General features: G+C 57.7%; 23 protein-coding genes. 7 read left to right on the forward strand and 16 right to left on the reverse strand.

What is annotated here, in order from left to right:
- Nucleotides 1–103: 103 nt before the first annotated feature.
- The 6 genes from NMK_RS16840 to NMK_RS16865 all read right to left on the reverse strand — a co-directional run bounded on the left by NMK_RS16840 (nt 104) and on the right by NMK_RS16865 (nt 5,627).
- Entirely contained in the window at nt 104–1,063 is a 960-nt protein-coding gene (locus tag NMK_RS16840) for an alpha/beta hydrolase (protein WP_109016940.1), read from the reverse strand.
- A gap of 20 nt (nt 1,064–1,083) precedes the next feature.
- Entirely contained in the window at nt 1,084–2,061 is a 978-nt protein-coding gene (cysK, locus tag NMK_RS16845) for a cysteine synthase A (RefSeq protein WP_109016941.1), read from the reverse strand.
- 374 nt (nt 2,062–2,435) lie between these two features.
- Nucleotides 2,436–2,810 carry an MliC family protein gene (locus NMK_RS16850; RefSeq protein WP_109016942.1) on the reverse strand — a complete coding sequence of 125 codons (375 nt, stop codon included), beginning with the start codon at nt 2,808–2,810 and terminating at the stop codon, nt 2,436–2,438.
- Nucleotides 2,811–2,892: 82 nt separating this feature from the next.
- The gene (locus tag NMK_RS16855) at nt 2,893–3,195 is read right to left on the reverse strand and encodes an STAS domain-containing protein (protein ID WP_181376326.1); all 303 of its coding nucleotides are present in this window, start codon (nt 3,193–3,195) and stop codon (nt 2,893–2,895) included.
- A gap of 130 nt (nt 3,196–3,325) precedes the next feature.
- A complete protein-coding gene (locus tag NMK_RS16860) occupies nt 3,326–3,961 on the reverse strand; it encodes a response regulator (protein ID WP_109016944.1) in 636 nt (211 codons plus the stop codon).
- Between the two features lie 31 nt (nt 3,962–3,992).
- A complete protein-coding gene (locus NMK_RS16865) occupies nt 3,993–5,627 on the reverse strand; it encodes a histidine kinase (RefSeq protein WP_109016945.1) in 1,635 nt (544 codons plus the stop codon).
- A gap of 96 nt (nt 5,628–5,723) precedes the next feature.
- Here NMK_RS16865 and ald point away from each other — a divergent pair, with 96 nt between their 5' ends.
- The 4 genes from ald (at nt 5,724) to NMK_RS16890 (ending at nt 11,635) form a co-directional block, all read left to right on the forward strand.
- On the forward strand, nt 5,724–6,845 hold the full coding sequence (gene ald / locus NMK_RS16870) for an alanine dehydrogenase (RefSeq protein ID WP_109016946.1): 1,122 nt from the start codon (nt 5,724–5,726) through the stop codon (nt 6,843–6,845).
- Between the two features lie 458 nt (nt 6,846–7,303).
- Complete coding sequence (locus tag NMK_RS16875; RefSeq protein ID WP_109016947.1) at nt 7,304–7,492, forward strand: hypothetical protein; 189 nt, start codon at nt 7,304–7,306, stop codon at nt 7,490–7,492.
- Between the two features lie 245 nt (nt 7,493–7,737).
- A complete protein-coding gene (locus tag NMK_RS16885) occupies nt 7,738–9,660 on the forward strand; it encodes a peptidase U32 family protein (protein WP_109016949.1) in 1,923 nt (640 codons plus the stop codon).
- Nucleotides 9,661–9,775: 115 nt separating this feature from the next.
- Nucleotides 9,776–11,635: an ABC transporter ATP-binding protein gene (locus tag NMK_RS16890; protein WP_181376327.1), complete on the forward strand. Its 1,860-nt coding sequence runs from the start codon at nt 9,776–9,778 to the stop codon at nt 11,633–11,635.
- A gap of 2 nt (nt 11,636–11,637) precedes the next feature.
- Here NMK_RS16890 and NMK_RS16895 read toward each other — a convergent pair whose 3' ends face one another.
- The 3 genes from NMK_RS16895 to NMK_RS16905 form a co-directional block, all read right to left on the reverse strand.
- On the reverse strand, nt 11,638–11,940 hold the full coding sequence (locus NMK_RS16895) for a DUF2325 domain-containing protein (RefSeq protein WP_109016950.1): 303 nt from the start codon (nt 11,938–11,940) through the stop codon (nt 11,638–11,640).
- A gap of 90 nt (nt 11,941–12,030) precedes the next feature.
- Entirely contained in the window at nt 12,031–13,038 is a 1,008-nt protein-coding gene (locus NMK_RS16900) for a sulfate ABC transporter substrate-binding protein (RefSeq protein WP_109016951.1), read from the reverse strand.
- Nucleotides 13,039–13,065: 27 nt separating this feature from the next.
- On the reverse strand, nt 13,066–14,604 hold the full coding sequence (locus NMK_RS16905) for an OprO/OprP family phosphate-selective porin (RefSeq protein WP_109016952.1): 1,539 nt from the start codon (nt 14,602–14,604) through the stop codon (nt 13,066–13,068).
- A gap of 189 nt (nt 14,605–14,793) precedes the next feature.
- Here NMK_RS16905 and tldD point away from each other — a divergent pair, with 189 nt between their 5' ends.
- The 3 genes from tldD (at nt 14,794) to NMK_RS16920 (ending at nt 17,357) form a co-directional block, all read left to right on the forward strand.
- Nucleotides 14,794–16,275 carry a metalloprotease TldD gene (gene tldD / locus NMK_RS16910; protein ID WP_109017014.1) on the forward strand — a complete coding sequence of 494 codons (1,482 nt, stop codon included), beginning with the start codon at nt 14,794–14,796 and terminating at the stop codon, nt 16,273–16,275.
- A 109-nt stretch (nt 16,276–16,384) separates the two neighbouring features.
- The gene (locus NMK_RS16915) at nt 16,385–16,729 is read left to right on the forward strand and encodes a DUF2934 domain-containing protein (protein ID WP_109016953.1); all 345 of its coding nucleotides are present in this window, start codon (nt 16,385–16,387) and stop codon (nt 16,727–16,729) included.
- A gap of 61 nt (nt 16,730–16,790) precedes the next feature.
- Nucleotides 16,791–17,357 carry a hypothetical protein gene (locus NMK_RS16920; RefSeq protein ID WP_181376328.1) on the forward strand — a complete coding sequence of 189 codons (567 nt, stop codon included), beginning with the start codon at nt 16,791–16,793 and terminating at the stop codon, nt 17,355–17,357.
- Nucleotides 17,358–17,722: 365 nt separating this feature from the next.
- Here NMK_RS16920 and NMK_RS16925 read toward each other — a convergent pair whose 3' ends face one another.
- From NMK_RS16925 to recO, 7 genes are all read right to left on the reverse strand, one after another.
- A complete protein-coding gene (locus NMK_RS16925; RefSeq protein ID WP_109016955.1) occupies nt 17,723–18,781 on the reverse strand; it encodes an acetate/propionate family kinase in 1,059 nt (352 codons plus the stop codon).
- A gap of 63 nt (nt 18,782–18,844) precedes the next feature.
- Entirely contained in the window at nt 18,845–21,217 is a 2,373-nt protein-coding gene (locus NMK_RS16930) for a phosphoketolase family protein (protein WP_109016956.1), read from the reverse strand.
- Nucleotides 21,218–21,456: 239 nt separating this feature from the next.
- A complete protein-coding gene (locus NMK_RS16935) occupies nt 21,457–21,780 on the reverse strand; it encodes a hypothetical protein (protein ID WP_109016957.1) in 324 nt (107 codons plus the stop codon).
- Between the two features lie 100 nt (nt 21,781–21,880).
- Nucleotides 21,881–23,785, reverse strand: coding sequence for a molecular chaperone HtpG (gene htpG / locus NMK_RS16940; protein ID WP_109016958.1), 1,905 nt, complete (start codon nt 23,783–23,785; stop codon nt 21,881–21,883).
- Between the two features lie 97 nt (nt 23,786–23,882).
- Nucleotides 23,883–24,260 carry a holo-ACP synthase gene (acpS, locus tag NMK_RS16945; RefSeq protein WP_109016959.1) on the reverse strand — a complete coding sequence of 126 codons (378 nt, stop codon included), beginning with the start codon at nt 24,258–24,260 and terminating at the stop codon, nt 23,883–23,885.
- Nucleotides 24,257–25,027, reverse strand: a complete 771-nt coding sequence (gene pdxJ / locus NMK_RS16950; RefSeq protein WP_109016960.1) for a pyridoxine 5'-phosphate synthase — start codon at nt 25,025–25,027, stop codon at nt 24,257–24,259. The genes acpS and pdxJ overlap by 4 nt, the downstream gene beginning before the upstream one ends.
- On the reverse strand, nt 25,024–25,740 hold the full coding sequence (gene recO / locus NMK_RS16955) for a DNA repair protein RecO (RefSeq protein WP_109016961.1): 717 nt from the start codon (nt 25,738–25,740) through the stop codon (nt 25,024–25,026). Before recO ends, pdxJ begins: the two co-directional genes overlap by 4 nt.
- Nucleotides 25,741–25,760 lie beyond the last annotated feature (20 nt).

Here is a 25,760-nt window from a genome sequence, read left to right on the forward strand (position 1 = left end):
TGAAAATCGGAAGCATCCTGTGGAAAGCCTGAAACCAGACCCTGCTCTTCAACGGGAACAACCGTTATTTTAACTCAACCGACAAACACCTTGAGTAAGGGATTCATTGCAATCGTGAGTGAAGTTGCCCGGGTGCCAGCTTCTCCATGAACTGCTCTACGGCTTCTGTGTAATCACCTTGCAGGCCGAGATCCTGGTTGATTGCCTTGTGGGACAGCGGTTGCGCAAGAAGTTCCGCACGGACACCGATAGTGCTTGCGCGCTCGACGTATCGACGGGAAGCATCGCAGGGATGATCGCTGCGAATCGAGGAGCACACCAGCAGCAACGGGCGGGATTTCGACGACAACTGCTGCATGGGCGAAGCCGCTTTCCAGTAGTCTTCATCATTCCCGAATGCCGGATCGTAAAGCCGATAGTGGCGTCCTTTCATGACGTCAACCACATCGATGGCCGCGCTATCCAGCGATACCGTGCCCAACCATGGCTTAGCACCCTGGGCATAGGCTAAATCGGGCGAGGCCGTTAGCAACGCAACCAAGTGCGCCCCGGCGGAATGCCCCATGAGGATCACTTTATGCGGATCGCCGCCCCATTGCTTCGCTCGGGATTGCACTTCAGCCAGCGCACGCGCCACATCTTCGCCCTGTTTCAAGGGATCGGCTTGAGGCAGAAGCCGGTAGTTTGCCGATACGAAAATAAACCCTTGTGGCAGCCAATGCCGGACCTTGTTCTCGACGACGGTCGCCATCGCCTTGTCCCCACGCCGCCAGCCGCCGCCGTGGATCATCAGGATGACAGGCGCGTCGATGGCCTGCGATGGGAGATAGACATCCATGCGCTGCAACGGATCGCCGCCGTAAGATAAATCTTTCAATACCTTCGAGCCGGAAGGCAAGGCAACCGTTGCCGAGGATGCTTCCTCAGCGAAAGGATCGCGATCAAACAGCTGATTCGCCAGCCGATCGCGTAAGGTACCGGCCTGGGCTTGGGCTCCTGACAGCAATGTCAGGAGCAAGATCAGGATTGGGGTGAGCGTGGCTGGCGAGCGGAATAGTCGCATGCAATGCAAGCGCAAATTGCCTACGCCGTGGCCAGCCCTTTATCGTCGAACAATCCTTCGAATAATACCGTGCTGAGGTAGCGCTCGCCCGAGTCGGGCAGGATGACGACGATGGTCTTGCCGGCGTTCTCAGGGCGCTTGGCCTGGCGAACGGCAGCCGCCACAGCGGCCCCGCAGGAAATCCCCGCGAGAATACCCTCCTCGCGTGCGAGGCGACGTGCATATTCCACGGCATCTTCGTTGCTGACCTGTTCGACCTCGTCGATCAGCGACAGGTCGACGTTGTCCGGCACAAAACCGGCACCGATGCCTTGAATCTTGTGCGGCGCAGGCTTGAGTTCCTGTCCTGCCAGTTTTTGCGACAGGATGGGGCTCGCGGAAGGCTCGACGGCCACGGTCTTGATGGCCTTGCCTTGAGTGTTCTTGATAAACCGCGAAACACCGGTAATGGTGCCGCCGGTACCTACCCCCGAGACAAAAATATCGACCGCACCGGCCGTGTCCTCCCAGATTTCCGGACCGGTCGTGGTTTCGTGGATGGCAGGGTTGGCCGGGTTCTTGAACTGTTGCAACAGCACGTAGCGGTTGGGATCGGAGGCCGCGATTTCTTCAGCCTTTTCAATCGCCCCCTTCATGCCCTTGGCACCTTCGGTCAACACCAACTTGGCGCCATAAACGGCCAGCAGCTTGCGGCGCTCGATACTCATGGTTTCCGGCATAGTCAGGGTAATGGGGATACCGCGGGCCGCAGCGACGAAAGCCAGCGCAATGCCGGTATTGCCGCTGGTCGGCTCGACGATCTCCTTACCCGGGCCGAGCAAGCCGCGTTTTTCAGCATCCCAGATCATGGCAGCACCGATACGGCATTTGACGGAATAAGCCGGGTTGCGTCCTTCTATCTTGGCCAGCACGGTCGCACCGGCGCCATCTGTAACACGATTGAGCCGGACCAAAGGTGTACGGCCGATGGAAAGTGAATTGTCGTTATAGATCGCCATACATGCTCCCGCAGAGAGAAAGTCGGTTATAGGTTAAGCGGCTGCGCTTAGGAAGCGCGGACCACTCTTGGTCGTATTCGCAAAATGGAATTATTTTGCACTTATTTCAATCATCCGGCCAATCTGGCGGTATTAGGCTTCACTACTAGCGGCGCACCAACCTTCATCGGTTTCCATACACGTTCCCAGCCGCGACAACCGGAAAACTGATGCAGTATAAGAACCTACAAAGGCTGGGTAAAAGACCTATTTCGAATATCGCTATAACCACCGGGCATGAAACGCTAACTCAAGGAGCCTTTTGCCGGAAAAGCAGCTGGCAAGTAAAAACGGCGAGCATGCTCGCCGTCATTAAAACATCTGCCCTGCTTAGTTTATTTGGCTTTCGCCGGCATCTTGCAGCCGCTGTAATTGATGTTCGGCCCATCCTTGAGGCTGGCCTCGGCCCCATTAACCTCTAACACCGCAACACCGTTGGTATAGCGTGTGCCAGTCGCCCCCTTGGTCAGGGCCACTTCACGATCGGGATAGATCACCCAGGCGGTACTGCCGTTATCGGCATACCGGACAAAAAAACGCTTGTTGCCGTCGCATTGATATTCGGTGGCATTGGGAGGACCGGAACGCCCTGCCGGCTGGTCGCTACCGAAAGGCCAGAGATCAACATTGCTGACGCTGGCACAGCCGTTCAGTAACGCCATTGCCCCAATCAGCGCAGCCCACGTCGGGCGCAAAAAACTCGTGCTCATTTAATCCATGCTCCTAGGGTTGAACGGCGCAATATTACCGCAGCTCTCACCGTTAAGCAGGCATTGAAAAGGGATAAGGACGCTAGAGGGATTTCTCGAGAAAAGCTTGCAGCTCGGACAACGACATAATCTCATCAAGCTTGCTGTTGTGACTGATCAGTTCCAGCCTGTTGCCGCGCAGATACGATTCGAGCTTGAGCATCACCAGCAAGCGGACACCGCTGACGTCGATATCGTCTACCTTGGTGAGATCGATCACGAAGGCATGATCGGCGGACAGCGGCGAAAACAAAGCGCGGCGCAACTGCTCCGCACAGTCTTCGGTCATTTTGCCTTCGATGTCGATCAGGCACTGCCTTTCGGTACATTCCATCCTGATGTTCATGATGTTCCCTGTTCCAATGAGCGAGGGGCTCAGCAAACAGGGAGTATCGCGAATAACTACCCTCGGAACCATAAGACGGGACCGAGCATATTGTAGGATTCATCCTACAAAGCGGTCATCAGCGACTGACTCAATCGCAAAGACCGTGAGAAATGGCGTAACGAATCAATTTGGCGTTAGAGTCGATGTCCATTTTCTTCATGATCCGGGTCTTGTGGGTGCTGACCGTCTTGTTGCTGATACTCAAGACCTCAGCGATTTCGATGATCGATTTACCGTTGGCAAGCATGCGCAATACTTGCTGCTCACGACGGCTCAGTCGTTCGTGTGGCGGTGCATCGCCCTTGCCATCGCCATCGAGAAAAATCAGTTGCTCTGCCAATTGGCCCGAAATATAGCGGCGACCATTTGCCACGGCCCGTACCGCAGTAACCAGTTCCGTAGGTTCGCAATCCTTGCACAAGTAGCCCGATGCCCCGGCCTTGATCATGTTCATGGCCATTTGCGGTTCGTTGTGCATGCTTAGCACCAGGGTCGGCAAAGCTGGGTAAAGGTTGCGAAGTTTGGGCACCAAGTCGATACCGCCAAGCGTCGGCATGGAAACATCGAGAATCAAGGCATCCACCTTGATCTTGCGGAGAGATTCCAGGACTTGCGGGCCGTCGCCGGCTTCGGCCACGACCTCCATATCTCCCGAATGGGAAAACAACTGTTTGAGACCGTCGCGCAGGATGGCGTGGTCATCGGCGATCATGAGTCGAAGCATGATGTTCCTTTATTATTGATTCTTGTATTTATTAATTCTTATATTCCCAGGGAATCTCAACGTGCACCCGAGCCCCCTGCCCTGTAGCACTGTCGATCTGGAGGCGCCCTTTCAACATTTCGACGCGTTCCTTGATTCCCAGAATTCCGAACGTCTTTTTACGTGCAGATTGTACAGGGTCGAAGCCGCGTCCGTTATCCTGCACCTCGAGCACGATGTATTTCGGCGCTTCCTGAAGCGTCAGGCTCACCTGCGTGGCGCCCGCATGCTTGACCACGTTGTTCAACGACTCTTGCGCAATGCGGAACAGCGCGACCGAGAGCCCATCGTCTACCTTGCAAATTCCCGGCGGCACATTCACCCGGCAAGGCACACCGTAGGTATTGGAGAACCCTTGCCCCAGCCATTGCAAAGCCGAGCAAATATCCAGGTCGAGAATGCCTGGCCGCAAGTTGGTCACAAATCGGCGCACCATTTCAACCGCGTTATCGATGATCTTGAGCATGGCATCGGTACGTTCGCGCAAGAGCTTCCTGTCATCGCCGATGTATTCCGGCTGCAACAGGCGCGTGCGCATACGCAAGGTGCTCAACAACTGCCCCAACTCGTCGTGCAACTCCCGCGCCAAATGCTTGCGTTCTTCTTCGCGTGCCGCTTCGATGTGGGTCGCCAGATCGCGCAACTGCGCTCGGGATTCCTCCAGATAGCGCTCGGCTTGCTTTAGGGGAGAAATATTGCGGCCGACGGCGAGTACGCTCATCACCTTGCCGTTACGGTCGAATTCGGCTACGACCCGCATCTGGTAATAGTTTACGTTGCCGTCATCCTCGATCAATTCAGCCAGGGTGTCGGCATTGATGCCGGTCGTAATGACGCGCTCCAACACGGCCTGATATTCCGCCGCGTTCCTTAACGTCGTAGCGAATCCCACGGGAGACTGCCCGATCAATTGCGAGGATTTGAGCTTGATGATCCGCTCGAAGGCCGGATTAACATACAGTCGCCTACAAGCGGTGCTGTAGCGGATGATGATGTCGGAAGCGTTTTCCGCTAGGGTGCGATATTGCTCCTCGCGGGAGCGGAGGATGGTCTCGGTATTCAAACGCTCGCCGATTTCGCGCCGCAACTGATAGTTCTTGCGACTGAGCTCGAAGGTACGCAACCGAGCCTGCTCTTCCATGCTGTAGAGCTGCGCGCGCATCTCGTCGAGTTGACGCTGCTGCTGCCTCAGCCGCAGGCGCCGCTCAAGATGAATATTGAATCGGGGCTCGATTTCCGTCACCTGTTCGGGCAAGCTCAGGCAATCGGCGCAGCCGCATTCCAGCAGTTTCTTCTTTGACTCTGCAGTGCAAGAAGCCGCCAGCAAGATGACCGGAATATTTGGCGCAATATCGTTGAGCGTGCGGCAAAACGTGGTGGCATCATCCACTGCCGCATCGAGCAGGATCAGGTCCGGACAGTGATTCAAAACGCTATCCACGAGCCCATCGCCACCCTGCCATACGCAGGTGCGGAAATGCACGGCGGGCAAATGACTAATCACGTCTGCGCTGACCGCAAGCGACCCGGCCAGCATCACTAACGGATCGCTTTGTGCGTCCTGATGCGCGTCCTGCAATGCAGTGCGGGAAGGGAGTCCCTCAGCCGGGATGGCGGGGTTTTTCATCGGTCCAACCTATTCTTGCTTTTTTACTTTTATTTTTGGTAGGGGGATATGATACATCGTTAAATCCCCGGCGATGTCCAGCTAGGAGTATCCGTCATGAAAATCGGCGTCCCCAAGGAAATCAAAGTCCGTGAATACCGGGTAGGTTTGGTCCCCGCCAACGTGCATGAAATCGTCAAGCGCGGTCATGCGGTTTGGGTAGAAAAGAATGCCGGCGCCGGCATCGGGGCAAGCGACGATGCATACCGCGCCGCGGGCGCAACGATCGTCGAGGATGCCGAAGCGATTTATGCCGCTGCCGACCTCATCGTCAAGGTCAAGGAACCCCAACGCAACGAGCGCCGCATGCTTAAGCTCGGGCAAATCCTGTTCACCTACCTGCACCTCGCCCCCGATCCGGATCAAACGCGCGATCTTGTCACTTCGGGCGCCACCTGTATCGGTTATGAGACCGTCACCTCGCCCCATGGCGGCTTGCCACTGCTGGCCCCCATGTCCGAAGTGGCTGGGCGACTCGCAGTACAAGCCGGGGCCTATTTCCTGGAAGAAGCCCACGGCGGACGTGGCATCTTGCTGGGCGGCGTTCCCGGTGTAGCGCCTGCCAAAGTCGTTATCCTGGGTGGCGGCGTAGTCGGAGCGCAAGCAGCGGATGTTGCCCTCGGCATGGGGGCAGACGTCTGCGTTCTCGACCGCAACCTCGACGTATTACGACGCTTGCAGCAGCAATTCGGCCATTCGCTGAAGACCGTCTTTTCCACCCACAACACCATCACGCAGCATTGCTGCGAGGCCGACCTCGTCATCGGCAGCATCCTCGTTCCAGGCGCCGAAGCCCCCAAGCTCATCAGCAGGGAAACAGTAAAACAAATGCAACCCGGCAGCGTCATCGTCGACGTCGCCATTGACCAAGGCGGCTGCTGCGAAACTTCCCGCCCCACCACCCACGACGCACCGACTTACATCGTGGACGGCGTCATCCACTACTGCGTCGCCAACATGCCCGGCTCAGTCCCCCGCACCTCCACCTACGCCCTTAACAACGCCACGCTACCCTATGTACTAGCTTTGGCGGACAAGGGCTTGCACGCCCTAAGGGACGATCCATTCCTAAGGGAAGGTTTGAATGTGTATCGAGGAAAGGTCACAAACCGAGCCGTTGCAGAAGCCTTGGGGTATGGGTTTGAGGATGCGCTAACGGCGTTGGATGCCATTGAGTAAAAAGCTGGGTTCGATCCCGAAATAGCGAACAGCCAAAGCTCTCGGCCTCTAATTTTAAGAGATCCTCGCTGTCGCAAGTGAAAGGCCCCCATTCCCCCTCGACGTCCCGCCGAGCAGCACAGCCAAGTCGGGAGCAGTCGGCGAGGACTGTCTGAGGGCTGCAAGCCCGAGTTCCGCAGCCGCCCGGCTTGGCGCGCAGCGCAGGGAAGCCCGAAGGACCGGGGCGTGGGGATGTCTTTTCCTTTGGTTACTTTCGTTTGGACAAGCAAACGAAAGTAACTCGGCTGTCGGCCGAGACCGACGGTTTTAATACCATTTCAAATTCATCAACAATGAAACTAGCTTTGATGCAAGCGAGGCCCCCTGCGCTACATACCTAGCTCCTGAGGTGACGGAGCCAGGTAAGGCAAAAAGAACCGTATTGCCTCCCCATCCCGACATCGACTATAGTGCCGACCATGATCGAAATTAAACAAACCAGCGAAAAACAGTACGAAGTCTACGACCAAACCGGCACGCTCCGTGGCTTGATTGTGGAAAGCGTGGGCTTCTGGGTCGTGCAGTTGGGCTACAACACGGCCAAGGCTTGTGAAAGCTACGAACGTGCCGTGTTCCTGGCCAAGGAACACTGCGAGTGTCAGGAATGACGCAGTCGCGCATTCCTCGTCAGCGGTAACTCATCCGCTAATCTAAAATTCTTAACTTGGAATTCTGATTCCAAGTTCTTCAAAGCATCAAAACCGTCGGCCTTAACCGCGCCCTCTGCCTGCCCCAAGTTCGTCATAAGTAACTCCTGGCAATGGAATTTCCCGTCAGCATTGCCGTCATAGCCTAGCAAGCATGCTATAGTGCGCACCGCTTTGATTTCATAGAATTAAACAGGTGTTCCCCCATGACTGACAGTCGCCGCCATCTCGAACTGCTCGCTCCTGCCCGCAATGCCGATATCGGCATCGAAGCGGTGAATCACGGTGCGGATGCGGTGTATATCGGCGGGCCGTCATTCGGGGCGCGAGCCGGGGCAGGAAACGAGATCGGCGATATCGCTCGCTTGGTGGAACATGCTCACAAGTTCAACGCCAAAATCTTTGTCACGCTCAACACCATCCTGCACGACAACGAGCTGGATGCCGCACACGCCCTGGTGTGGCAGATTTACGAAGCCGGTGCCGATGCGCTCATCGTGCAGGACATGGGGCTGCTTGAGATGGACCTGCCGCCAATTCAACTGCATGCCAGCACCCAGACGGACATTCGGACGGTAGAAAAGGCAGCGTTCCTCGACCAGGTCGGTTTTTCGCAGATCGTATTGGCGCGTGAACTGGACTTGCCGACGATCAAGAAAATCGCCGGTGCGACCACCTGCAATCTGGAGTTCTTCATCCACGGCGCGCTGTGCGTGGCCTTTAGCGGCCAGTGTTTCATCAGCCACGCCCATACCGGCCGCAGCGCCAACCGCGGCGAATGCTCGCAGGCTTGCCGCCTGCCCTACACGCTGGAGGATTCGCAAGGACGCATCCTCGCCAACGACAAGCATCTGTTGTCGGTCAAAGACAACGACCAGAGCGCCAACCTGCGCGCCTTGATCGACGCCGGCATCAGCTCGTTCAAGATCGAGGGGCGTTACAAGGACGCAGCCTACGTCAAGAACGCCACGGCGCATTATCGCCAGCTCCTGGATGAAATTCTGGAAGACTTGCCCGGCTACGGCCGCAGTTCCAGCGGCAAAAGCACCTACACCTTCACGCCCCAGCCGGAAAAAACTTTCAATCGCAGCGCGACGGATTACTTCGTCAATGGCCGTCAGGCCGGTATCGGCGCGTTCGATACACCCAAGTTCGCGGGCGAGGAAATCGGCCGCGTCACCAAGGTGGGCAAGGATTTCATCGAGGTCGAAACCGCCGTGGAGCTGCATAACGGCGACGGCATCAGCTTTTTCGACAGCCACAAGGAACTGGTCGGCCTGCGCATCAACACCGTCGAGAACAATCGCATCCGCCCGGACGAAATGCCGGCCGACGTACGGCGGGGCATGACCGTCTACCGCAATCGCGACCACGCTTTCCTGCGCTTGCTGGAAAAACCCTCAGCCGAGCGCAAGATCGGTGTGTCCGTGCGTTTTTTCGAGACTCCGCAGGGCTATACGCTCATGCTCACCGATGAGGATGGTTATGTGGGGATGGCGGAACTCGTTCAGGATAAGCAGCCCGCGCAGAATGCAGAACGCGCTGAATCAGGCTTGCGCGAAGGTCTCGCCAAGCTGGGCAACACAGATTTCGTCGCCGAAGAAGTTACCCTGGACTGGACTCAACCCTGGTTCATCCCCGCGTCTGGCATCAATGCGCTACGCCGCGAAGCGGTAAAGAGCTTGCAGACCGCACGCCAGTCGGCCTATCAGCGCCCGCAGCGTCGCGAGCCGGTCGAACCACCGGTGGCCTATCCGGAAGAAACCCTGGATTACCTCGCCAATGTTTACAACCAGAAGGCGCGCGACTTCTACGCCAAGCACGGCGTGAAAGCCATCGCCGCCGCATACGAGGCCAACGAGGAACAGGGCGAAGTCTCGCTCATGATCACCAAGCACTGCCTGCGCTACAGCTTCGCCATGTGCCCAAAGGAAGCCAAGGGCGTGATCGGTGTACAAGGGACGATTACCGCTGAGCCGATGACGCTGGTCAACGGCAAAGAGCGGCTGACCTTGCGCTTCGATTGCAAGAAGTGCGAAATGCACGTGATGGGAAAAATCCGTAAATCAGTACTGCAAATGCCGCAACCGCAGCCGATGCAGTTCTTTTCCAAGCGGCCTAGCGCATAGCCGTCAGCCGCTACTGATCCATCGTTCCCTGATCCCGCTTTTATCGAGTTGCAGCGCAATCGGCGTGCAACTGGTATAACAGAAGCGGGTCATATCGCTTTTGCCGAGTCGCATCATGCTCCACTGGTTCGAAAATATTCTCTCGCCTTTTCCCGACACGCCGATCTCTCCGCCGCCGCGTCGTTTCTTCGCCTTCGTTTGGGCGTGCACCGAAGGGCTGCGCGTTTACCTGTTCGCGATGACGCTGCTCACCATGGTGATTGGGGCGTTCGAGGCATTGCTGTTCGCGATGATGGGCAAGATCGTGGATCGTCTGTCGCAGGTGTCGCCATCGCTGTTGTGGTCACAGGAGCACACGCACCTGATCCTGCTCGCCGTTATTTTGATGCTGAGTACCGGCCTGGTGAGCTTGCATACCTTTATCAAGCACCAGACGCTGGCGGGCAACTTCCCTATGCGGCTGCGCTGGAACTTCCATCGGCTGATGCTGAGCCAGAGCATGGATTTTTTCCAGGACGAATTCGCAGGTCGCGTCTCCGCCAAGGTCATGCAAACAGCGCTGGCAGTACGTGAGATGTGGTTCATCCTGGCAGACATCATGGTCTACGTGACCATTTATTTTGCGACCCTGGTTGGCGTAGTGGGCAGTTTCCACCCTTGGATGATGCTGCCGTTCATGGGCTGGCTCGCGTGTTATAGCGTCTCGTTGGTGTACTTCATTCCGCGGCTGAGCGAAGTCTCTCAATCCCAGGCCGACGCCCGGGCGATGATGACAGGCCGCATCACCGACGCCTACGCCAACATCGCTACTGTCAAATTGTTTTCCCACGCCGGGCGCGAAGCTGGCTATGCTAAATCGGCGATGCAGGATTTCGTCGGCGTGGTGCACAAGCAAATGCGCTACGTAAGCGCCGTGGAAATCCTCAATCATTTCCTCAACATGACCTTGATCGTCCTGAGCGGCGGCGCGGCGCTCTGGCTATGGGCGCATGGCGAAGTGGGCGCCGGTGGGGTGGCGGCGGTCACGGCGATGGCCTTGCGGCTCAACGGGATTTCGCACTGGGTCATGTGGGAGATGACATCCCTCTTCGAACAGGTCGGTACGGTGCAGGACGGTATCAACACCCTCTCGCTCGCCCATACCGTTCAAGATAAACCGGACGCCCAGCCTTTGACGGTCACGCGCGGCGAAATCCGCTTCGAACAAGTCGGATTCGCCTATACCGGCGCGCAGCGCGTGCTCGACCATTTTTCGCTGACCATCCGCCCCGGCGAGAAAATCGGCCTGGTCGGCCGTTCCGGCGCGGGCAAGTCCACCATCGTCAACCTGCTGCTGCGGTTCTACGACTTGCAGGAAGGCCGCATTCTCATCGACGGCCAGGACATCGTCCTTGTGAAACAAGATAGCCTACGCGCCAATATCGGCATGGTGACGCAGGATACTTCCCTGCTGCATCGCTCGGTGCGCGAAAACATTCTCTACGGCAAGCCCGACGCGACGGACGAGGAAATGCGCTCTGCCGCGCTACGCGCCGAAGCCCACGGCTTCGTCGAAACCCTGCGCGACCCACTGGGAAATACCGGCTACGAGGCCCATGTGGGCGAACGCGGCGTCAAACTTTCCGGCGGCCAACGCCAGCGCATCGCCATCGCCCGCGTCATGCTGAAGGACGCGCCGATCCTGCTGTTGGACGAAGCCACCAGCGCGCTCGATTCTGAGGTGGAAGCCGCCATCCAGGGCAGCTTGTACCAGCTCATGGAAGGCAAGACCGTGGTGGCGATCGCGCATCGGCTTTCCACCATCGCCGCCATGGACAGGCTCATCGTGCTGGATAAGGGACGCATCGTCGAAGAAGGCGACCATGCCACGCTGCTGCGCAAAGGCGGCCTCTATGCCCGGCTGTGGGCGCACCAGAGCGGCGGTTTCCTGGGAGAAGACCTGGACGAACAGGAGGTGGAAGAAATTTCGTCCTGACATCAGGCAACCAGGCGCTTGTCTTCCGCCAGCCTTGCCAGCGCGGCTGATAAATTCCCGCCGTTGCCTCGCACGTACACCACCCGCACGCCTTGCCTTTCCGCCGTGCGTTTCACCTTGCCGGCTACCGAATGATTGACCCAGTCGGTCATCATGACGACCACACCGGTGTCGCGAGGAATGGCCTGCCTCGCGTCGCCGGGCTTGCGACCGCCCCAATGGGTAATCTGGTCAATGCCGAAACTATGCAAAGTCTGCTTGATGGCGGTGACGTAATCGCCGCCGACAATGAGTGCTGCGGTCATGTCGATATTCCCTTCACGGCTACCTTTTCATTTCTCAACCCGCCCATGCGGACTCAGAAATGAAAAGGGGCCAATCGGCCCCTTCCCTGCTTACTTCGCGTAAATCTGGTCGAACACGCCGCCATCGGCAAAGTGCGTCTTCTGGGCTTTTTGCCAGCCGCCGAACACGTCGTCGATGGTGATCAGGTTAACCTTGGGAAACTGCTTCTCGTACTTCTTGGCCACAGATTCGAGACGTGGACGGTAGAAGTTCTTGGCAGCGATTTCCTGGCCTTCCTCGCTGTAGAGATAGTTCACGTAGGCTTCCGCCACTGCACGAGTCTTGCGCTTGTCGACCACCTTGTCGACGATGGAAACGGGCGGCTCTGCCAGGATGGAAAGCGAAGGCACCACGATCTCGAACTTGCCCGGATCTTCCTTTAGCGCCAGGAACGCTTCATTTTCCCAAGCCAGCAACACGTCGCCGATACCGCGCTCGACGAAGGTCGTGGTCGCACCGCGAGCGCCGGAATCCAGCACCGGCACGTTCTTGTACAACTGGCTCACGAACGCCTTGGCCTTGGCTTCATCGTTGCCGTTCTTCTTCAGCGCATAGCCCCAGGCCGCCAGGTAATTCCAGCGCGCACCGCCAGAAGTCTTGGGGTTAGGCGTGATGACCGAAACACCAGGCTTCACCACATCATCCCAATCCTTGATGTGCTTGGGATTGCCCTTGCGCACCAGGAACACGATGGTCGAGGTATACGGCGAGCTGTTGTTAGCCAAGCGCTTCTGCCAGTTGGCCGGAATCAGCTTGGCCTTTTCCGACAGGGCGTCGATGTCATAAGCCAGCGCGAGCGTCACCACGTCGGCATCCAGCCCGTCGATGACGGAACGCGCCTGCTTGCCGGAGCCGCCGTGCGAAGCCTTCACTGTGACGTTATCGCCTGTCTTGGCTTTCCAGTACTTGGCGAAAGCCGCGTTGTAATCCTGGTACAGCTCACGCGTCGGGTCGTATGAGACGTTGAGCAGGCTGATATCGGCGGCACGGGCTGCCACTGGGGCTGCAAAAACCAGTGCAATCAATGCTGCGCCCAACAGGGAGTTAAAGGGTTTCATGCAAAATTCTCCTTGTGTATTTCCAGCTTAAAACGCGACTTGCAAGCGGGTAGACAAAACCTTTTCCGTCGGCCGGTCGAGGTAAGCAGACCCTGCCTTATCCGTCCAGCCACCATCGAAAGAGGTTTCCTCATAATCCAGCGCCAGCTTGATGTTCTTGTTCAGGTACCAGTTAACGCCGCCCGCCCAAGCCGATGCTTTACGCACAGCTGCTCTCGGGTCGGCGTACGAACGCCCTTGCGTGGTAGAAGCGCTGCCAGTACCGAACGGATCGAATGCCTTATCGTCCACGTTGACTTCGCTGTAGCGCGCCACCAGTTCCCACGCACCGAGCCCCGTGCCCTTCTCAAGGTCGAAAGGACGCTTAGGCAAAGGGTTGGTATAGCCCGCGACTTCGCCCGTTAGCAACCAGGAAGCGACTATCTGCCAAGCATCGTTGTCCAGGGTATCGTGACGATGGATGTTTCCGCTGAGATTGCGGCTCACGTCCTGACTCACGCGCACGTACTCGCCCAGCAAGCCGAACGGACCATTGTAGTAATAGAACTGGGGCGACCAGCGGAGGCGCTCGCCATCGCCATAGGTACCGTCGGCAGCGCCTGCGGAAGCAGTACGGTACTTGAAGAACGTCAGTTGACCCAATGCGCTCTTGAAGCTGGGCAACAGGCTCTCGGTCGAGGTTTGCGCCGCCGTGGACGAAGCCCCCGTACCCGATCCGCGCTGGTCGCCATAAGTCGCGGCGATACCAAAGCCCAACCCTTGCAGGAAGCCCGGTTCGTTCTTGAACGGGGTAGTGAATACACGGGCCACGAAATCCTTGTCCGTGTTGTTATCGGTATCGCTGTTGGAGAAGCTATCGCTGCTGCCGCCGTCGATCACGCCGTTGAAATATCCCAGCGCATATTCGACGGTATCGTTCGCCACTTTGCCGTGTACCTGAACGCCGATATCGCGGTTGGGTACCAGATCGTTGGGTAGCGCGCGCTCGATGAACTTGCCGTCCGATTCGCCTTGGAGCCGCTCGATGCCGAACGGCGTCTTCTGCTTACCTGCTTTAAGCTGGAACCAAGGGACGAACTTGGCGTCGACATAAGCATCTTGCACTACTGTTTTGCCGCCGGCGAAATCGGACAACAGAAGAAAGTCGTACTTACCCCAAAGCGCGCCCTGCAATGCAGGACGGAACTGCTTAAGTAAAAAGGTATTGGGCGCTTGTTGGGCGGTAGCATCGGAGTTACCGCTGGCAAATCCGTCGCCCCCCGGATAGTAACGCCCGTCGGTTTGAACCTGACCGCGCAGGCGCAGCTCGAAATTGCCGTCGACGGACTTGATGCCGAAACCCTGGTCGCTGGCGGAAACAATCGGCGTTTGATTCTTCTTGGCCGCAGCTTCTTCTTCCGCGATTTCGCTCTTGCGGTCCAGCACGCTGATCTTTTGATCCAGCTCTTGCACCAGCGCCCGCAACTTCTCCAGTTCATCGCTGTCATTCGCTAAGGCAGGCGATGTCGCCGCCAAGGCTCCCCCGCCTACGATCAGCGATGCGATGATTTTTTGTTTGAATGCCATGTTGCTTCCCCCACCGTTCGCATTGATGTTTAAAAGTACGGAACGAACTATAGGAATTGGCCAAAATAATGTAAAAGAATTATTTTAAATAAACTTATTATTTTTAAATATATACAAACCGGGCTTGAACCCGCATGGCGGGTTAAAATGAAACCTGTTTTTAACGCAGCAGTGTTTAAGGTCGTTCCGATGAAACCCGACAATCTCCCCGAAGCTTCCAGTCCCGAACCCGGCACCTTGTTCACCGTAGCGAACAGTGCGCTGCTCACGCCGTATGGACTGGATTATTCCGCCCTGCAATCCGTACTCGGCGGCATCATGTCGCACAAGGTGAATTACGCCGATCTGTACTTTCAATACAGCCGCGCCGAAAGCTGGGGATTGGAAGAAGGCCAGGTCAAGTCGGGCAGCTTCAACATCGACCAAGGCGTAGGCGTGCGCGCCGTATCCGGCGAAAAAACGGCCTTTGCCTATTCCGACGACATCAGCCTGCCTGCGTTGACCCAAGCGGCCGAAGCCACTCGCGCTATTGCAGCACGCGGGGGCGACGCCTCTGCGGGCTCTATCGTCCAACGCAGCGGCAGCACCCAGCTTTACCTGCCCAACGACCCCATCGCCAGTTTGAGCGACGACCAGAAAGTAAAGCTGCTGGAGCGGCTCGAATCTTATGCTCGCGCCTTGGATACCCGCGTCACGCAAGTCACGGCTTCGCTCGCGGCCGAATATGAAGTGGTGTTGATCGCCCGTCACGACGGCATGATGGCGGCGGATATTCGCCCCTTGGTACGTGTTTCCGTGCAGGTCATCGCCGAGCAGAACGGTCGCCGCGAGCAAGGCGGCTCGGGCGGCGGCGGGCGCTTCGACTACAGCTATTTCACCGACGAAGTGCTACAAGACTACGCCAGGAAAGCCGTGCACCAAGCCGTCACCAATCTCGACGCACGACCTGCGCCGGCGGGCAACATGACCGTCGTACTCGGCTCCGGCTGGCCCGGCATTCTGTTGCATGAAGCTATCGGCCACGGGCTGGAAGGCGACTTCAACCGCAAGGGTAGTTCCGCCTTCTCCGGTCGCATCGGCGAAAGGGTTGCTTCCGAAGGGGTAACCGTGATCGACAACGGTACTATTGCCAATCGACGCGGCTCACTCAACATCGACGATGAAGGCACGCCGACGCAATCGACCATGCTGATCGAAAACGGCATCCTAAAGGGTTATTTGCAAGACTCGCTCAACGCCCGTCTCATGGGCATGGGCCTCACCGGCAACGCCCGCCGCGAATCCTATGCCCACATTCCCATGCCGCGCATGACCAATACCTGCATGCTGAACGGCGACAAGGATCCGGAAGAAATCATCAAATCGGTGAAGCGCGGCCTTTATGCCGTCAACTTCGGCGGCGGCCAGGTCGATATCACCAGCGGCAAATTCGTGTTCTCCGCCGCAGAAGCCTGGATGATCGAAGACGGCAAGCTGGCCTACCCCGTCAAAGGCGCCACTCTCATCGGCAACGGCCCGGACGTGCTAACCCGCGTCTCCATGATCGGCAACGACATGTCGCTGGATTCCGGCGTCGGCACCTGCGGCAAGGAAGGCCAAAGCGTGCCGGTCGGCGTGGGACAGCCGACGGTACGCATTGACGGCTTGACCGTGGGCGGCACCGGAACTTGATGACAGTTTGATTAATCGTGTGGTGCGGCGGGGTTATTCCATTGATAAAGGATTGATCTTTAATTAATATCAGCCATAGCGACTTCTCAACATCAGAAAGGAAGCAACCATGGCTGAAGCCAAGACCAAGACGACCGCCCAAAAGGCGGCCCCCAAGTCTACCGCCGCTCCCAAAAAGAGCCCCGCAACCAAACCCGCTGCAGCACCAAAAACCGCCACCAAGGCCGCAACCGCCAAGAAACCCGCTGCCGAAAAACCTGCAGCCGCAGCCAAAAAAGCGACCACCACCCGCACCAAGAAATCCGCCCCCGCCAAGCTAAAACCCGGTCCCGAAGAACTCTACCGCATGATCCAAACCGCGGCGTATTTCATCGCCGAGCGAAATGGGTTTGCTGGGGATTCAAAGGAATACTGGGCGCAGGCAGAGGCTCAGATTTTGAGTTTGGTTGGATAAGTAAGAACGACCGCTGCCGGCTTTAAAACGATTTCATAAGTCGGCAGCAACGTAGCACAACTTGCCATATGCTTTTTCTTTGCCCGTTGCTGGGACAGGTGTATTCAACTTCAGCCTCATGGATAAGCTGAAACTTAGGCTTATGTATCAGGAGGCATTGCAGCGTCTCAAAGATGCCGAAACACTGTCACAAGTAATTCCCCTTGGCGAACGCACTGATTCAGCTTACATACTCCAACTTCTCGGCCTAGAACTTTTACTTAAGATCGTTTTTGAGACCGCACTTAGCAAACCTGGTGTAGGGCACAAGTATGAGAAGCTGTTTGGCGAGTTACCACAGAGCCTACAAACAAGGTTGCTCGCTTCGGCCAACAAGCGAGTTCAGCATTCTGAGTTAGCAATAAATCATGAGAGAGTTCTGGAAGAATGGGGGAAAAACTTTGTTGATTTGCGCTACCCATGGGAGCGATATGCAACGCTTTCCGAAGAACAGTATTCATCCCTCGGTGAAGAGTGGGTCTCCAAAGGGGCTCCATTAGAAGAGGCAACGTTTCGGTATCATCCAGAAGAGCTGTTTAGCTTTATTGAGGCGTTGCGCATTGTTGCGGCCGAGGTGGCCAATCTCTAATTCAACGGGACGTCTGGCGGCACCTGTTAATTCGCTTTGCGCTTGCCACCAGCTCCCCCTTCTGCCGCGCTGAGCAGCACAGCCAAGACGGGGGCTTTCGGCGAGGACTGTTTGAGGGCATAGCCCGAGTTCCGCAGCCGCCCGGCTTGGCGAGCAGCGCAAGGGAGTCCGAAGGATCGCGGCAGGGGGCGCCTTTTCCTTTGGTTACTTTCGTTTGGGCGAGCAAACGAAAGTAACTAGCTGTCGGGCTACCCCCGACATATAAAAACAAAAGCCGGTTTCCCGGCTTTTAACATCACAACTTTCTGGATTACAAGTTATCCCGCACCGCCAGAAATGACGGTCTCAAACGCGGAGGAGTCCGCTTAGTCCAACAGCACCTCCAAACACAACTCCCGAATCATCCCCTCCTCATCCGCCGGCACAATCACCACCGGCTTGCCGCCCGCCTTTTCAATCCGCTGCGCATGCCCAAGATTCGCCCCCTCATCCAGCACAAACCCCATAAACCCCAATTCCCCACAAATCGCGCTCCGCACCGCAGCCGCATGTTCGCCAATCCCGCCGGTGAATACCAAAGCATCCAACCCACCCACCATCGCCGCATAACTGCCAATGGCCGCCCGTACCTGGCGGCAGAAATAATCAACCGCAAACGCCGCTTGCCCGGTCGTACTTTCCAGCAAATCCTGCATCTCGAAGCTCTCGCCTTCGGATAGCGCCAGCAATCCCATCTGGTGGTAGACCATGTCGAACATCTGTTCCGGCGTGTATTTCAGCGCCAGTTCCAGCATCACGCCTGGATCGAGGTCGCCGCTGCGGGTGCCCATGACGATACCGCCGGCCGGAGTGCAGCCCATGGTGGTATCGATGGATTGCAGGTTGTCCATCAGGCACAAGCTCGCGCCGCTGCCCAAGTGGGCGACGACGATTTTGCCACGCGCTGCATCACTCAATATCCGAGGAAGCTGTCGTGCCACGTGCGAGTAATTGAGACCGTGGAAACCGTAGCGCCGCATGCCGAGCGACGACGGAATCGGCAAGCGCTTCGCCCAATCCGGCATGGTGGCGTGAAAAGCGGTGTCGAAGCAGGCGATTTGCGGCACGGGGAAGCGTTCGCGGCACAAATCCACGCCCAGCAGGTTGCCGGGCATATGCAGGGGTGCCAGGTGCACCAGGTCTTCCAAGCGAGCACGCTCCGCCGCGTCGATCACTCGCGCTGGTTCCGCGGCATCGCCGCCATGCACGAAGCGATGCCCGACCAGCGCGGGCATTTCCCCGCCCAGGTCGTGCATGAGCCGGTCGAAGCCCACGGCGGGTTCGTGCACGTGGCCGTAGCGGAAGTTGCGGCGCTCGCCGTCGGCCGTAAAAAAGCTGGCCTTGAGCGAGGATGAGCCGCTGTTGATGGTGAGGATTGGACGCATGGTTACCGATCTATCTGGGCATGAATGACGAGGAGGTTCGAGTCCTCTTCGCAGCACCCAGCCTCAATACGGCCACGTCCAATGATCCACCTCGGGCAAATCCACCCCATGTTCGTAGGCGTAATTGCGGCAATCAATCTGCATGTTGCGCATTTTTTCTTTCACGTGCGCCCCGGCCACTTGCAGTCTGGGGATGCGGTCGATGGCGTCGATGACCAAACTGAAACGATCGATCTCGTTCTGGATCGCAAGCTCCAACGGAGTGTTGATGCTGCCTTTTTCCTTGTAGCCGCGCACGTGCCAGTTGCCGTGGTTGTGGCGGCGATAGGCCAGGCGGTGGATCAATTGCGGATAACCGTGGAAGTTGAACACGACCGGCTTGTCCAGCGTAAACAGGCTGTCGAAATCCTTGTCGGATAACCCATGCGGATGCTCGGACTGCGGCGTGAGCTTGTAGAGGTCGACCACGTTGACGTAGCGCACCTTGATATCCGGGAAATGCTCGCGCAGCAGCACCACGGCGGCCAGCGCCTCCTTGGTAGGAATATCGCCTGCGCTCGCCATCACGATATCCGGCTCGTAACCCGCGTCGTTGCTGGCCCAATCCCAGATGCCGATGCCCTTGGTGCAATGCTTGATAGCGGACTCCATGTCCAGGTATTGCAGGTGCTTCTGCTTGTCGCTCACGATCACGTTGATGTAATCGGTGCTCTTCAGGCAATGCGCCCCCACCGAGAGCAGGCAGTTCACATCGGGCGGGAGATAGATGCGTGTCACGTCCGGGCTCTTGTTCACGACGAGGTCGAGGAAGCCCGGATCCTGGTGGGTAAAGCCATTGTGGTCCTGCCGCCATACAGTCGAGGTAATCAGCAGATTGAGCGACGAAATCGGCGCGCGCCACGAGACGGCCTTGGACATCGCCAGCCACTTGGCGTGTTGGTTGAACATGGAATCGATGACATGAACGAAGGCTTCATAGGTCGAGAAGAAGCCGTGGCGGCCGGTCAAGAGGTAGCCTTCCAGCCAGCCCTCCAGCGTGTGCTCGGACAGCATTTCCATCACGCGGCCGTCAGGCGAAAGCTCGCCGCCATCCGCGTCTTCGGGCAGATAGTCAGCCATCCACACTTTTTTGCTGACGGCATAGACGTCATCCAGCTTGTTGGAGGAATTCTCGTCCGGGCCGAATACGCGGAAATTGGTCATGTTCTCGCGCATCACGTCGCGCAGCAGCTTGCCCAGCGGCCGGGTGTTCTCGGCGCTTACGGTGCCCGGCTTGTCGATTGCAGCGCCATACTCACGAAAATCCGGCATGCACAAGGCACGTCGCAACATGCCCCCATTGGCGTGCAAGTTGGCGCTCATGCGGCGCTGGCCCTTGGGTGCAAGCTGTTTCAGTTCTGGGAGTAATTTGCCGGTGGCGTCGAACAACTCCTCCGGCTTGTAGCTGCGCAGCCAGGATTCAAGCTGGGCCAAATGCTGCGGATTTTCCTGCACGCTGCCGAGCGGCACCTGGTGGGCGCGCCAAAAGCCCTCCACCTTGTGGCCGTCCACTTTGTGCGGGCCGGTCCAGCCCTTGGGCGAACGCAGCACGATCATCGGCCAGCGTGGCCGCACCGGCTTGCCGCTGCTGCGGGCTTCCTGCTGCAAGCGGCGGATTTCCTGCACGCAGGTTTCCATGGTTGCGGCCATCTTCTGGTGCATTTCCAGCGGGTCGGAACCCTCGACAAAATACGGCTGCCAGCCGTAGCCCTTGAACAACGCCTCTAGCTCCTCATGCGAAATGCGCGAGAGGATGGTCGGATTGTTAATCTTGTAACCGTTGAGGTGCAGCACGGGCAGCACTGCGCCGTCGCGGATGGGGTTGAGGAATTTGTTGGAATGCCAGGAAGTCGCCAGTGCGCCCGTTTCCGATTCGCCGTCGCCTACCATCACCGTGACGATCAAATCCGGATTGTCATAGGCCGCGCCGAATGCGTGCGACACGCTGTAGCCCAGTTCGCCGCCCTCGTGAATCGAGCCCGGCGTTTCAGGCGTGCAGTGGCTGCCGATGCCGCCGGGGAAGGAAAACTCCTTGAAGAAATGGCCCATGCCCTCTTCATCTTCGCCCTTGTTGGGATAGATCTCGCTGTAAGTGCCTTCAAGGTACACCGGCGCCAGCACGCCCGGCGCGCCATGGCCGGGGCCGGCGAGGAAAATCGCGTCGAGGTCGTATTTATTGATGAGCCGGTTCATGTGAATGTAGGTGAAGCTCAAACCCGGACTGGCACCCCAGTGGCCGAGCAAGCGTTTTTTCACATGCTCGGGCTTGAGCGGCTCTTTCAACAATGGATTCGCCCGCAGGTAGATCATGCCGGCTGCCAGGTAATTGCAGGCACGCCAATACGCATGCATGGATTGCAACTCTTGCTGGGTGAGCGCTTGGTCAACGGAGCTCATCGCGTATTCCTTTCCTCAAGTGGTGGCTGCACAACAGGCCATCCGGTAAAAACTCGACAATAGAGGACATTATCCTCCAGTTATGTGACGGTTGCTCGATGGCAGCGCACATATGGATCAAGCCTGCGATACGTTGCTTCACGTCAGAGTCGATAACGATTGATAGGTAATTGGGGCAGGAGCGACGCTTGTGGTCGTCGCCCTCAGGATAGCCGAATGATTGCACTATCCGATCAGAATCATTTCCCGATATCCTGGCTGAGGCGACTATGATGAGCATCGTCAGCGCCGCTGGCCCAGAGATCGTTGTCCTGTTTGGATTGCTGGGATTCGCGCAATGCAGAGTGAATTTGGTGCAGGCCCCAGATTTCGACAGTGGCTTCCGGAGGAAAACCCAAACGGCCAGCACGTTTGCTCAGCATGAGTTCGTCGAAATAACGCTCGCCATCGACGGTATTCCAGAGTTCCAACAGTTTTTGGAACACATGAGGGTATTGGGTTTCGAGGATGGTTGGGTATTTACCCGGCTGGTTGCCCAGCAGTTCCAGCATGCGTGTATTCATGGCGATCTCCCCAGAATGTAAGCCTTTTCCTACACTATAGCCCCAAAAAAAGAAGGCTGCCAATCAGGCAGCCTTCTATGTGGGAACTACTTGGCGCAGCTTACTTCAACAAAGCCAACAAACCGTTCAAGCGGCGAACAAAACTTGCCGGGTCTTCCAGCTGTCCGCCTTCCGCGAGCAGGGCTTGTTCGAACAGCAGGTTTACCCAATCAGCGAAACGCCCTTCGTCGGATTCATCTTTTAGACGCGACACCAATGCATGCTGAGGGTTGATCTCGAGGATGGGCTTGGTGTTGGGCGACTTCTGACCGGCAGCCTTGAGCAGGCGCTCCAGGTTGGCGCTCATGTCGTTTTCACCGGTGACAAGGCAAGCTGGGGAATCGGTGAGTCGATGGGTCACACGGACTTCGCGTACTTTCTCGTCGCCCAAAGTCGTCTTGATCTTGTCGACCAGATCCTTGAATGCGTCCTCGGCTTTCTTCTGCTCTTCCTTCTCGGCTTCGTCTTCCAGTTTGCCCAAGTCCAAATCACCCTTGGCCACGGATTGCAGCTTCTTGCCGTCGAACTCGGTCAGGCTAGACATCAACCATTCGTCCACACGATCGGACAGCAGCAGCACTTCAATACCCTTCTTACGGAAGATTTCGAGGTGCGGGCTGTGCTTGGCCGCGGCAAAGCTGTCGGCGGTGACGTAGTAAATCTTGTCCTGGCCTTCCTTCATGCGGCCAATGTAGTCCTTGAGCGAGACCACTTCCTCGTCGGTATCGGCATGGGTGGAAGCGAAACGCAGCAAGCCGGCAATCTTCTCCTTGTTGCCGAAATCCTCGCCCGGGCCTTCCTTGAGCACGCGGCCGAACTCCTTCCAGAAGGTCTGGTACTTCTCGGCGTCGTTCTCGGCCATGTCTTCCAGCAGCCCCAGCACCTTCTTCACCGAACCGGCCTTGATGCCGTCGATTTCACGGCTGGCCTGGAGGATTTCGCGCGAGACATTCAAGGGCAGATCAGCGGAGTCGATCACCCCGCGCACGAAGCGCAGGTATTGCGGCATGAGCTGTTCGGCGTCGTCCATGATGAACACGCGCTTCACATACAGCTTGATGCCGTGACGACGGTCGCGGTCATAGAGATCAAAAGGCGCACGGCCCGGCACGTAGAGCAGCGAGATATATTCCTGCTTGCCTTCGACGCGGTTGTGCGACCATGCCAGAGGCTTTTCGAAATCGTGCGCGACGTGCTTGTAGAACTCCTCGTACTGCTCGTCGGTGACTTCGCTCTTGGGGCGTGCCCACAGCGCGGAGGCCTGGTTGACAGTCTCGTCCTCGTCGGTGGGGACTTCCTCGCCGTCCTTCCACTCGGATTTTTTCATCACGATAGGCAGCGTGATGTGGTCGGAATACTTGCGGATGATGGACTTGATCTTCCAGTCGCTGAGAAACTCGTCCTCGCCTTCGCGCAGATGCAGCACGATCTCGGTTCCGCGCGCGGTTTTCTCGACGGTTTCCAGCGTGTAATCGCCCTCGCCTGCGGATTCCCAACGCACGCCGTGTTCGGCGGTCAGACCGGCGCGGCGAGTGGTTAGCGTCACCTTGTCGGCGATGATGAAGGCGGAATAGAAGCCGACCCCGAACTGGCCGATCAGCGTCGCGTCCTTCTTCTGGTCGCCGGAGAGTTGGGCGAAGAATTCGCGCGTGCCGGACTTGGCGATAGTGCCGATGTTATCGACGACTTCCTGGCGATTCATACCGATGCCGTTGTCGCTGATGGTCAACGTGCGAGCGGCCTTGTCGTAGCTGACGCGGATCTTGAGCTCGCTATCGCTTTCAAACAGCGCGGCATCGGCCAGCGCCTCGAAGCGCAGCTTGTCGGCAGCGTCGCTGGCATTGGAGATCAGCTCGCGTAGGACGATTTCCTTGTTGGAGTACAAGGAATGGATCATCAAATGCAGCAGCTGTTTGACTTCGGCCTGGAAGCCCAGGGTTTCTTTATTTACGGTTTCTGTGGTCATGGGTTCCCCTTGTTGAACATGGTGGATGGCCCATAAATAGGGGCGGCGCGCTCGAATTCAAGAGCAGGCCGAAGGCGAATGGTGGATTTAGCTTGCGTCAGCTTTCCAGGACGACGAAGGCAACCGCCAGGGCTTTTTCGTCGCTGATGGAAATATGCTGGAAATGGATGCCGCGCTGGTCGAGGTAGTCCTGCAATTCAGGCGCGAAGTCGAACAACGGCTTGCCGAGATCGTCATGCGTGACACCGATGTTCTGGAAGGTGGCCGGGGCGCGAATGCCGGTGCCCAGCGCCTTGGAGAAAGCCTCCTTGGCGGCGAAGCGTTTGGCCAGGAAGCGGGCTTTGGTGTTGCTGTGCTGGTAGGCCATCCACTCGGGGATGGTCAGGATGCGGTTGGCAAAGGCATCGCCGAACTTGTCCAGCGAATCCTGGATACGTGCGACTTCGACGATGTCTGTGCCTATGCCGTAAATCATGCGGTTTTGATCGACTGCCGAGCTGGAAGTTGCAGGTTGCCCATGTCGCTCACGGCCACCATCAGCGTCTTCATTTCGCGCACCGCGTTGTCCCAGCCGACGAACAAGGCATGGGCGACGATGGCGTGGCCGATGTTGAGCTCCTCGACGCCGGGAATAGAGGCGATCTGCTGCACGTTGTGATAGTGCAAGCCGTGGCCGGCATTGACCGACAAGCCCAGCGATGTGCCGTGCACGACTGCGTTCTTGATGCGGGCCAGTTCCAGTTCGCGCTCATGCTCGGTTTCGGCATCGGCAAAGGCGCCGGTGTGGATTTCCACCACGGGCGCACCGGCGGCCTTGGAAGCGTCCAGTTGTTTTTCGTCCGGGTCGATGAACAGGGAAACGCGAATGCCGGCGTCGCCCAGGCGCTGGCAGGCATCCTTCACCTTGTCGAAATATTTCACGATATCGAGACCGCCTTCGGTGGTCAGTTCCTCGCGGCGCTCCGGCACCAGGCAGACGTCCTGCGGCTTGACCTGCAAGGCGATGCCGATCATTTCCTCGGTCACGGCCATTTCCAGGTTCATGCGGGTTTGCAGCAGGCCGCGCAGGGTGTGGACGTCCACGTCCTGGATGTGGCGGCGGTCTTCGCGCAGATGCAGGGTGATGGCGTCGGCCCCGGCCTGCTCTGCGCGGAGCGCGGCCTGGACCACGCTGGGATAACGGGTGCCGCGGGCCTGGCGGATGGTTGCGACGTGGTCGATGTTGACGCCTAAACGAATCATAGTTGCTGTAAATCGATTAAAAGTTGTCGGGTATGTAGCGGTTTATCGCCCAGATAGTGGCTGACGAGGGCGCGCATGAGTTGTTTGCTTTGCAGTTGGGTCTGCGGATCGGAGTAATCGTCGAGCCCCATGTCCAGCAGGGTTTTACCTAGCAATTGTACACCGGATTCCCCTGCTTCCAGCCGTACCGGGCCACGCTCGAGGACGAAGCAATACCATTGTTCCGGCTCGATCGGCGTTGCACTTTCTGCCTCGTGGTCCAGCGGCAGTGCATAGCCCAGTTCTTGCAACAGGCGCGTTTCGAAGCGCCGCAACACGATACTTTGTTCTTCGTCCCGAGCAAGGGCGCGCAGAGCTTCTTCGTAGTGTTCGAATAGCGCTTCATGGGCGTCTTCGCGCGGCAATAGGCGCAGCATCAGCTCATTGAGGTAAAACCCGCAGATCAGCGCCTGGCCGTGCAGCACATGCAGGCCGCCTCGCCATTCGACCCCATGCAGGTTTTTTAATTCCGCCTTGCCGGACCAGGTTGCGATGAGAGGCTGGAACGATTGCAGCATGCCACGCATCGCCGCCCGTGGACGCCGTGCGCCCTTGGCTAGCGCGGAAATGCGGCCGAATTCGCGGGTGAACAGTTCCACCACCAGGCTGGTTTCACGGAAAGGATAAGTATGCAGGACGTAGACTGGCTTGTTGTCCTGGCGGATGACGGCCACGCGTAACTGCCTTTAGTAGC

The sequence above is a fragment of the Novimethylophilus kurashikiensis genome, from assembly GCF_003112435.1.
Lineage (GTDB): Bacteria > Pseudomonadota > Gammaproteobacteria > Burkholderiales > Methylophilaceae > Novimethylophilus > Novimethylophilus kurashikiensis.

Bases quoted from the DNA above. Each gene is read 5' to 3' on its own strand.
- NMK_RS16840 (WP_109016940.1), bottom strand. From the start codon at position 1,063: ATGCGACTATTCCGCTCGCCAGCCACGCTCACCCCAATCCTGATCTTG.
- cysK (WP_109016941.1), bottom strand. From the start codon at position 2,061: ATGGCGATCTATAACGACAATTCACTTTCCATCGGCCGTACACCTTTG.
- NMK_RS16850 (WP_109016942.1), bottom strand. From the start codon at position 2,810: ATGAGCACGAGTTTTTTGCGCCCGACGTGGGCTGCGCTGATTGGGGCA.
- NMK_RS16855 (WP_181376326.1), bottom strand. From the start codon at position 3,195: ATGAACATCAGGATGGAATGTACCGAAAGGCAGTGCCTGATCGACATC.
- NMK_RS16860 (WP_109016944.1), bottom strand. From the start codon at position 3,961: ATGCTTCGACTCATGATCGCCGATGACCACGCCATCCTGCGCGACGGT.
- NMK_RS16865 (WP_109016945.1), bottom strand. From the start codon at position 5,627: ATGAAAAACCCCGCCATCCCGGCTGAGGGACTCCCTTCCCGCACTGCA.
- ald (WP_109016946.1), top strand. From the start codon at position 5,724: ATGAAAATCGGCGTCCCCAAGGAAATCAAAGTCCGTGAATACCGGGTA.
- NMK_RS16875 (WP_109016947.1), top strand. From the start codon at position 7,304: ATGATCGAAATTAAACAAACCAGCGAAAAACAGTACGAAGTCTACGAC.
- NMK_RS16885 (WP_109016949.1), top strand. From the start codon at position 7,738: ATGACTGACAGTCGCCGCCATCTCGAACTGCTCGCTCCTGCCCGCAAT.
- NMK_RS16890 (WP_181376327.1), top strand. From the start codon at position 9,776: ATGCTCCACTGGTTCGAAAATATTCTCTCGCCTTTTCCCGACACGCCG.
- NMK_RS16895 (WP_109016950.1), bottom strand. From the start codon at position 11,940: ATGACCGCAGCACTCATTGTCGGCGGCGATTACGTCACCGCCATCAAG.
- NMK_RS16900 (WP_109016951.1), bottom strand. From the start codon at position 13,038: ATGAAACCCTTTAACTCCCTGTTGGGCGCAGCATTGATTGCACTGGTT.
- NMK_RS16905 (WP_109016952.1), bottom strand. From the start codon at position 14,604: ATGGCATTCAAACAAAAAATCATCGCATCGCTGATCGTAGGCGGGGGA.
- tldD (WP_109017014.1), top strand. From the start codon at position 14,794: ATGAAACCCGACAATCTCCCCGAAGCTTCCAGTCCCGAACCCGGCACC.
- NMK_RS16915 (WP_109016953.1), top strand. From the start codon at position 16,385: ATGGCTGAAGCCAAGACCAAGACGACCGCCCAAAAGGCGGCCCCCAAG.
- NMK_RS16925 (WP_109016955.1), bottom strand. From the start codon at position 18,781: ATGCGTCCAATCCTCACCATCAACAGCGGCTCATCCTCGCTCAAGGCC.
- NMK_RS16930 (WP_109016956.1), bottom strand. From the start codon at position 21,217: ATGAGCTCCGTTGACCAAGCGCTCACCCAGCAAGAGTTGCAATCCATG.
- NMK_RS16935 (WP_109016957.1), bottom strand. From the start codon at position 21,780: ATGAATACACGCATGCTGGAACTGCTGGGCAACCAGCCGGGTAAATAC.
- htpG (WP_109016958.1), bottom strand. From the start codon at position 23,785: ATGACCACAGAAACCGTAAATAAAGAAACCCTGGGCTTCCAGGCCGAA.
- acpS (WP_109016959.1), bottom strand. From the start codon at position 24,260: ATGATTTACGGCATAGGCACAGACATCGTCGAAGTCGCACGTATCCAG.
- pdxJ (WP_109016960.1), bottom strand. From the start codon at position 25,027: ATGATTCGTTTAGGCGTCAACATCGACCACGTCGCAACCATCCGCCAG.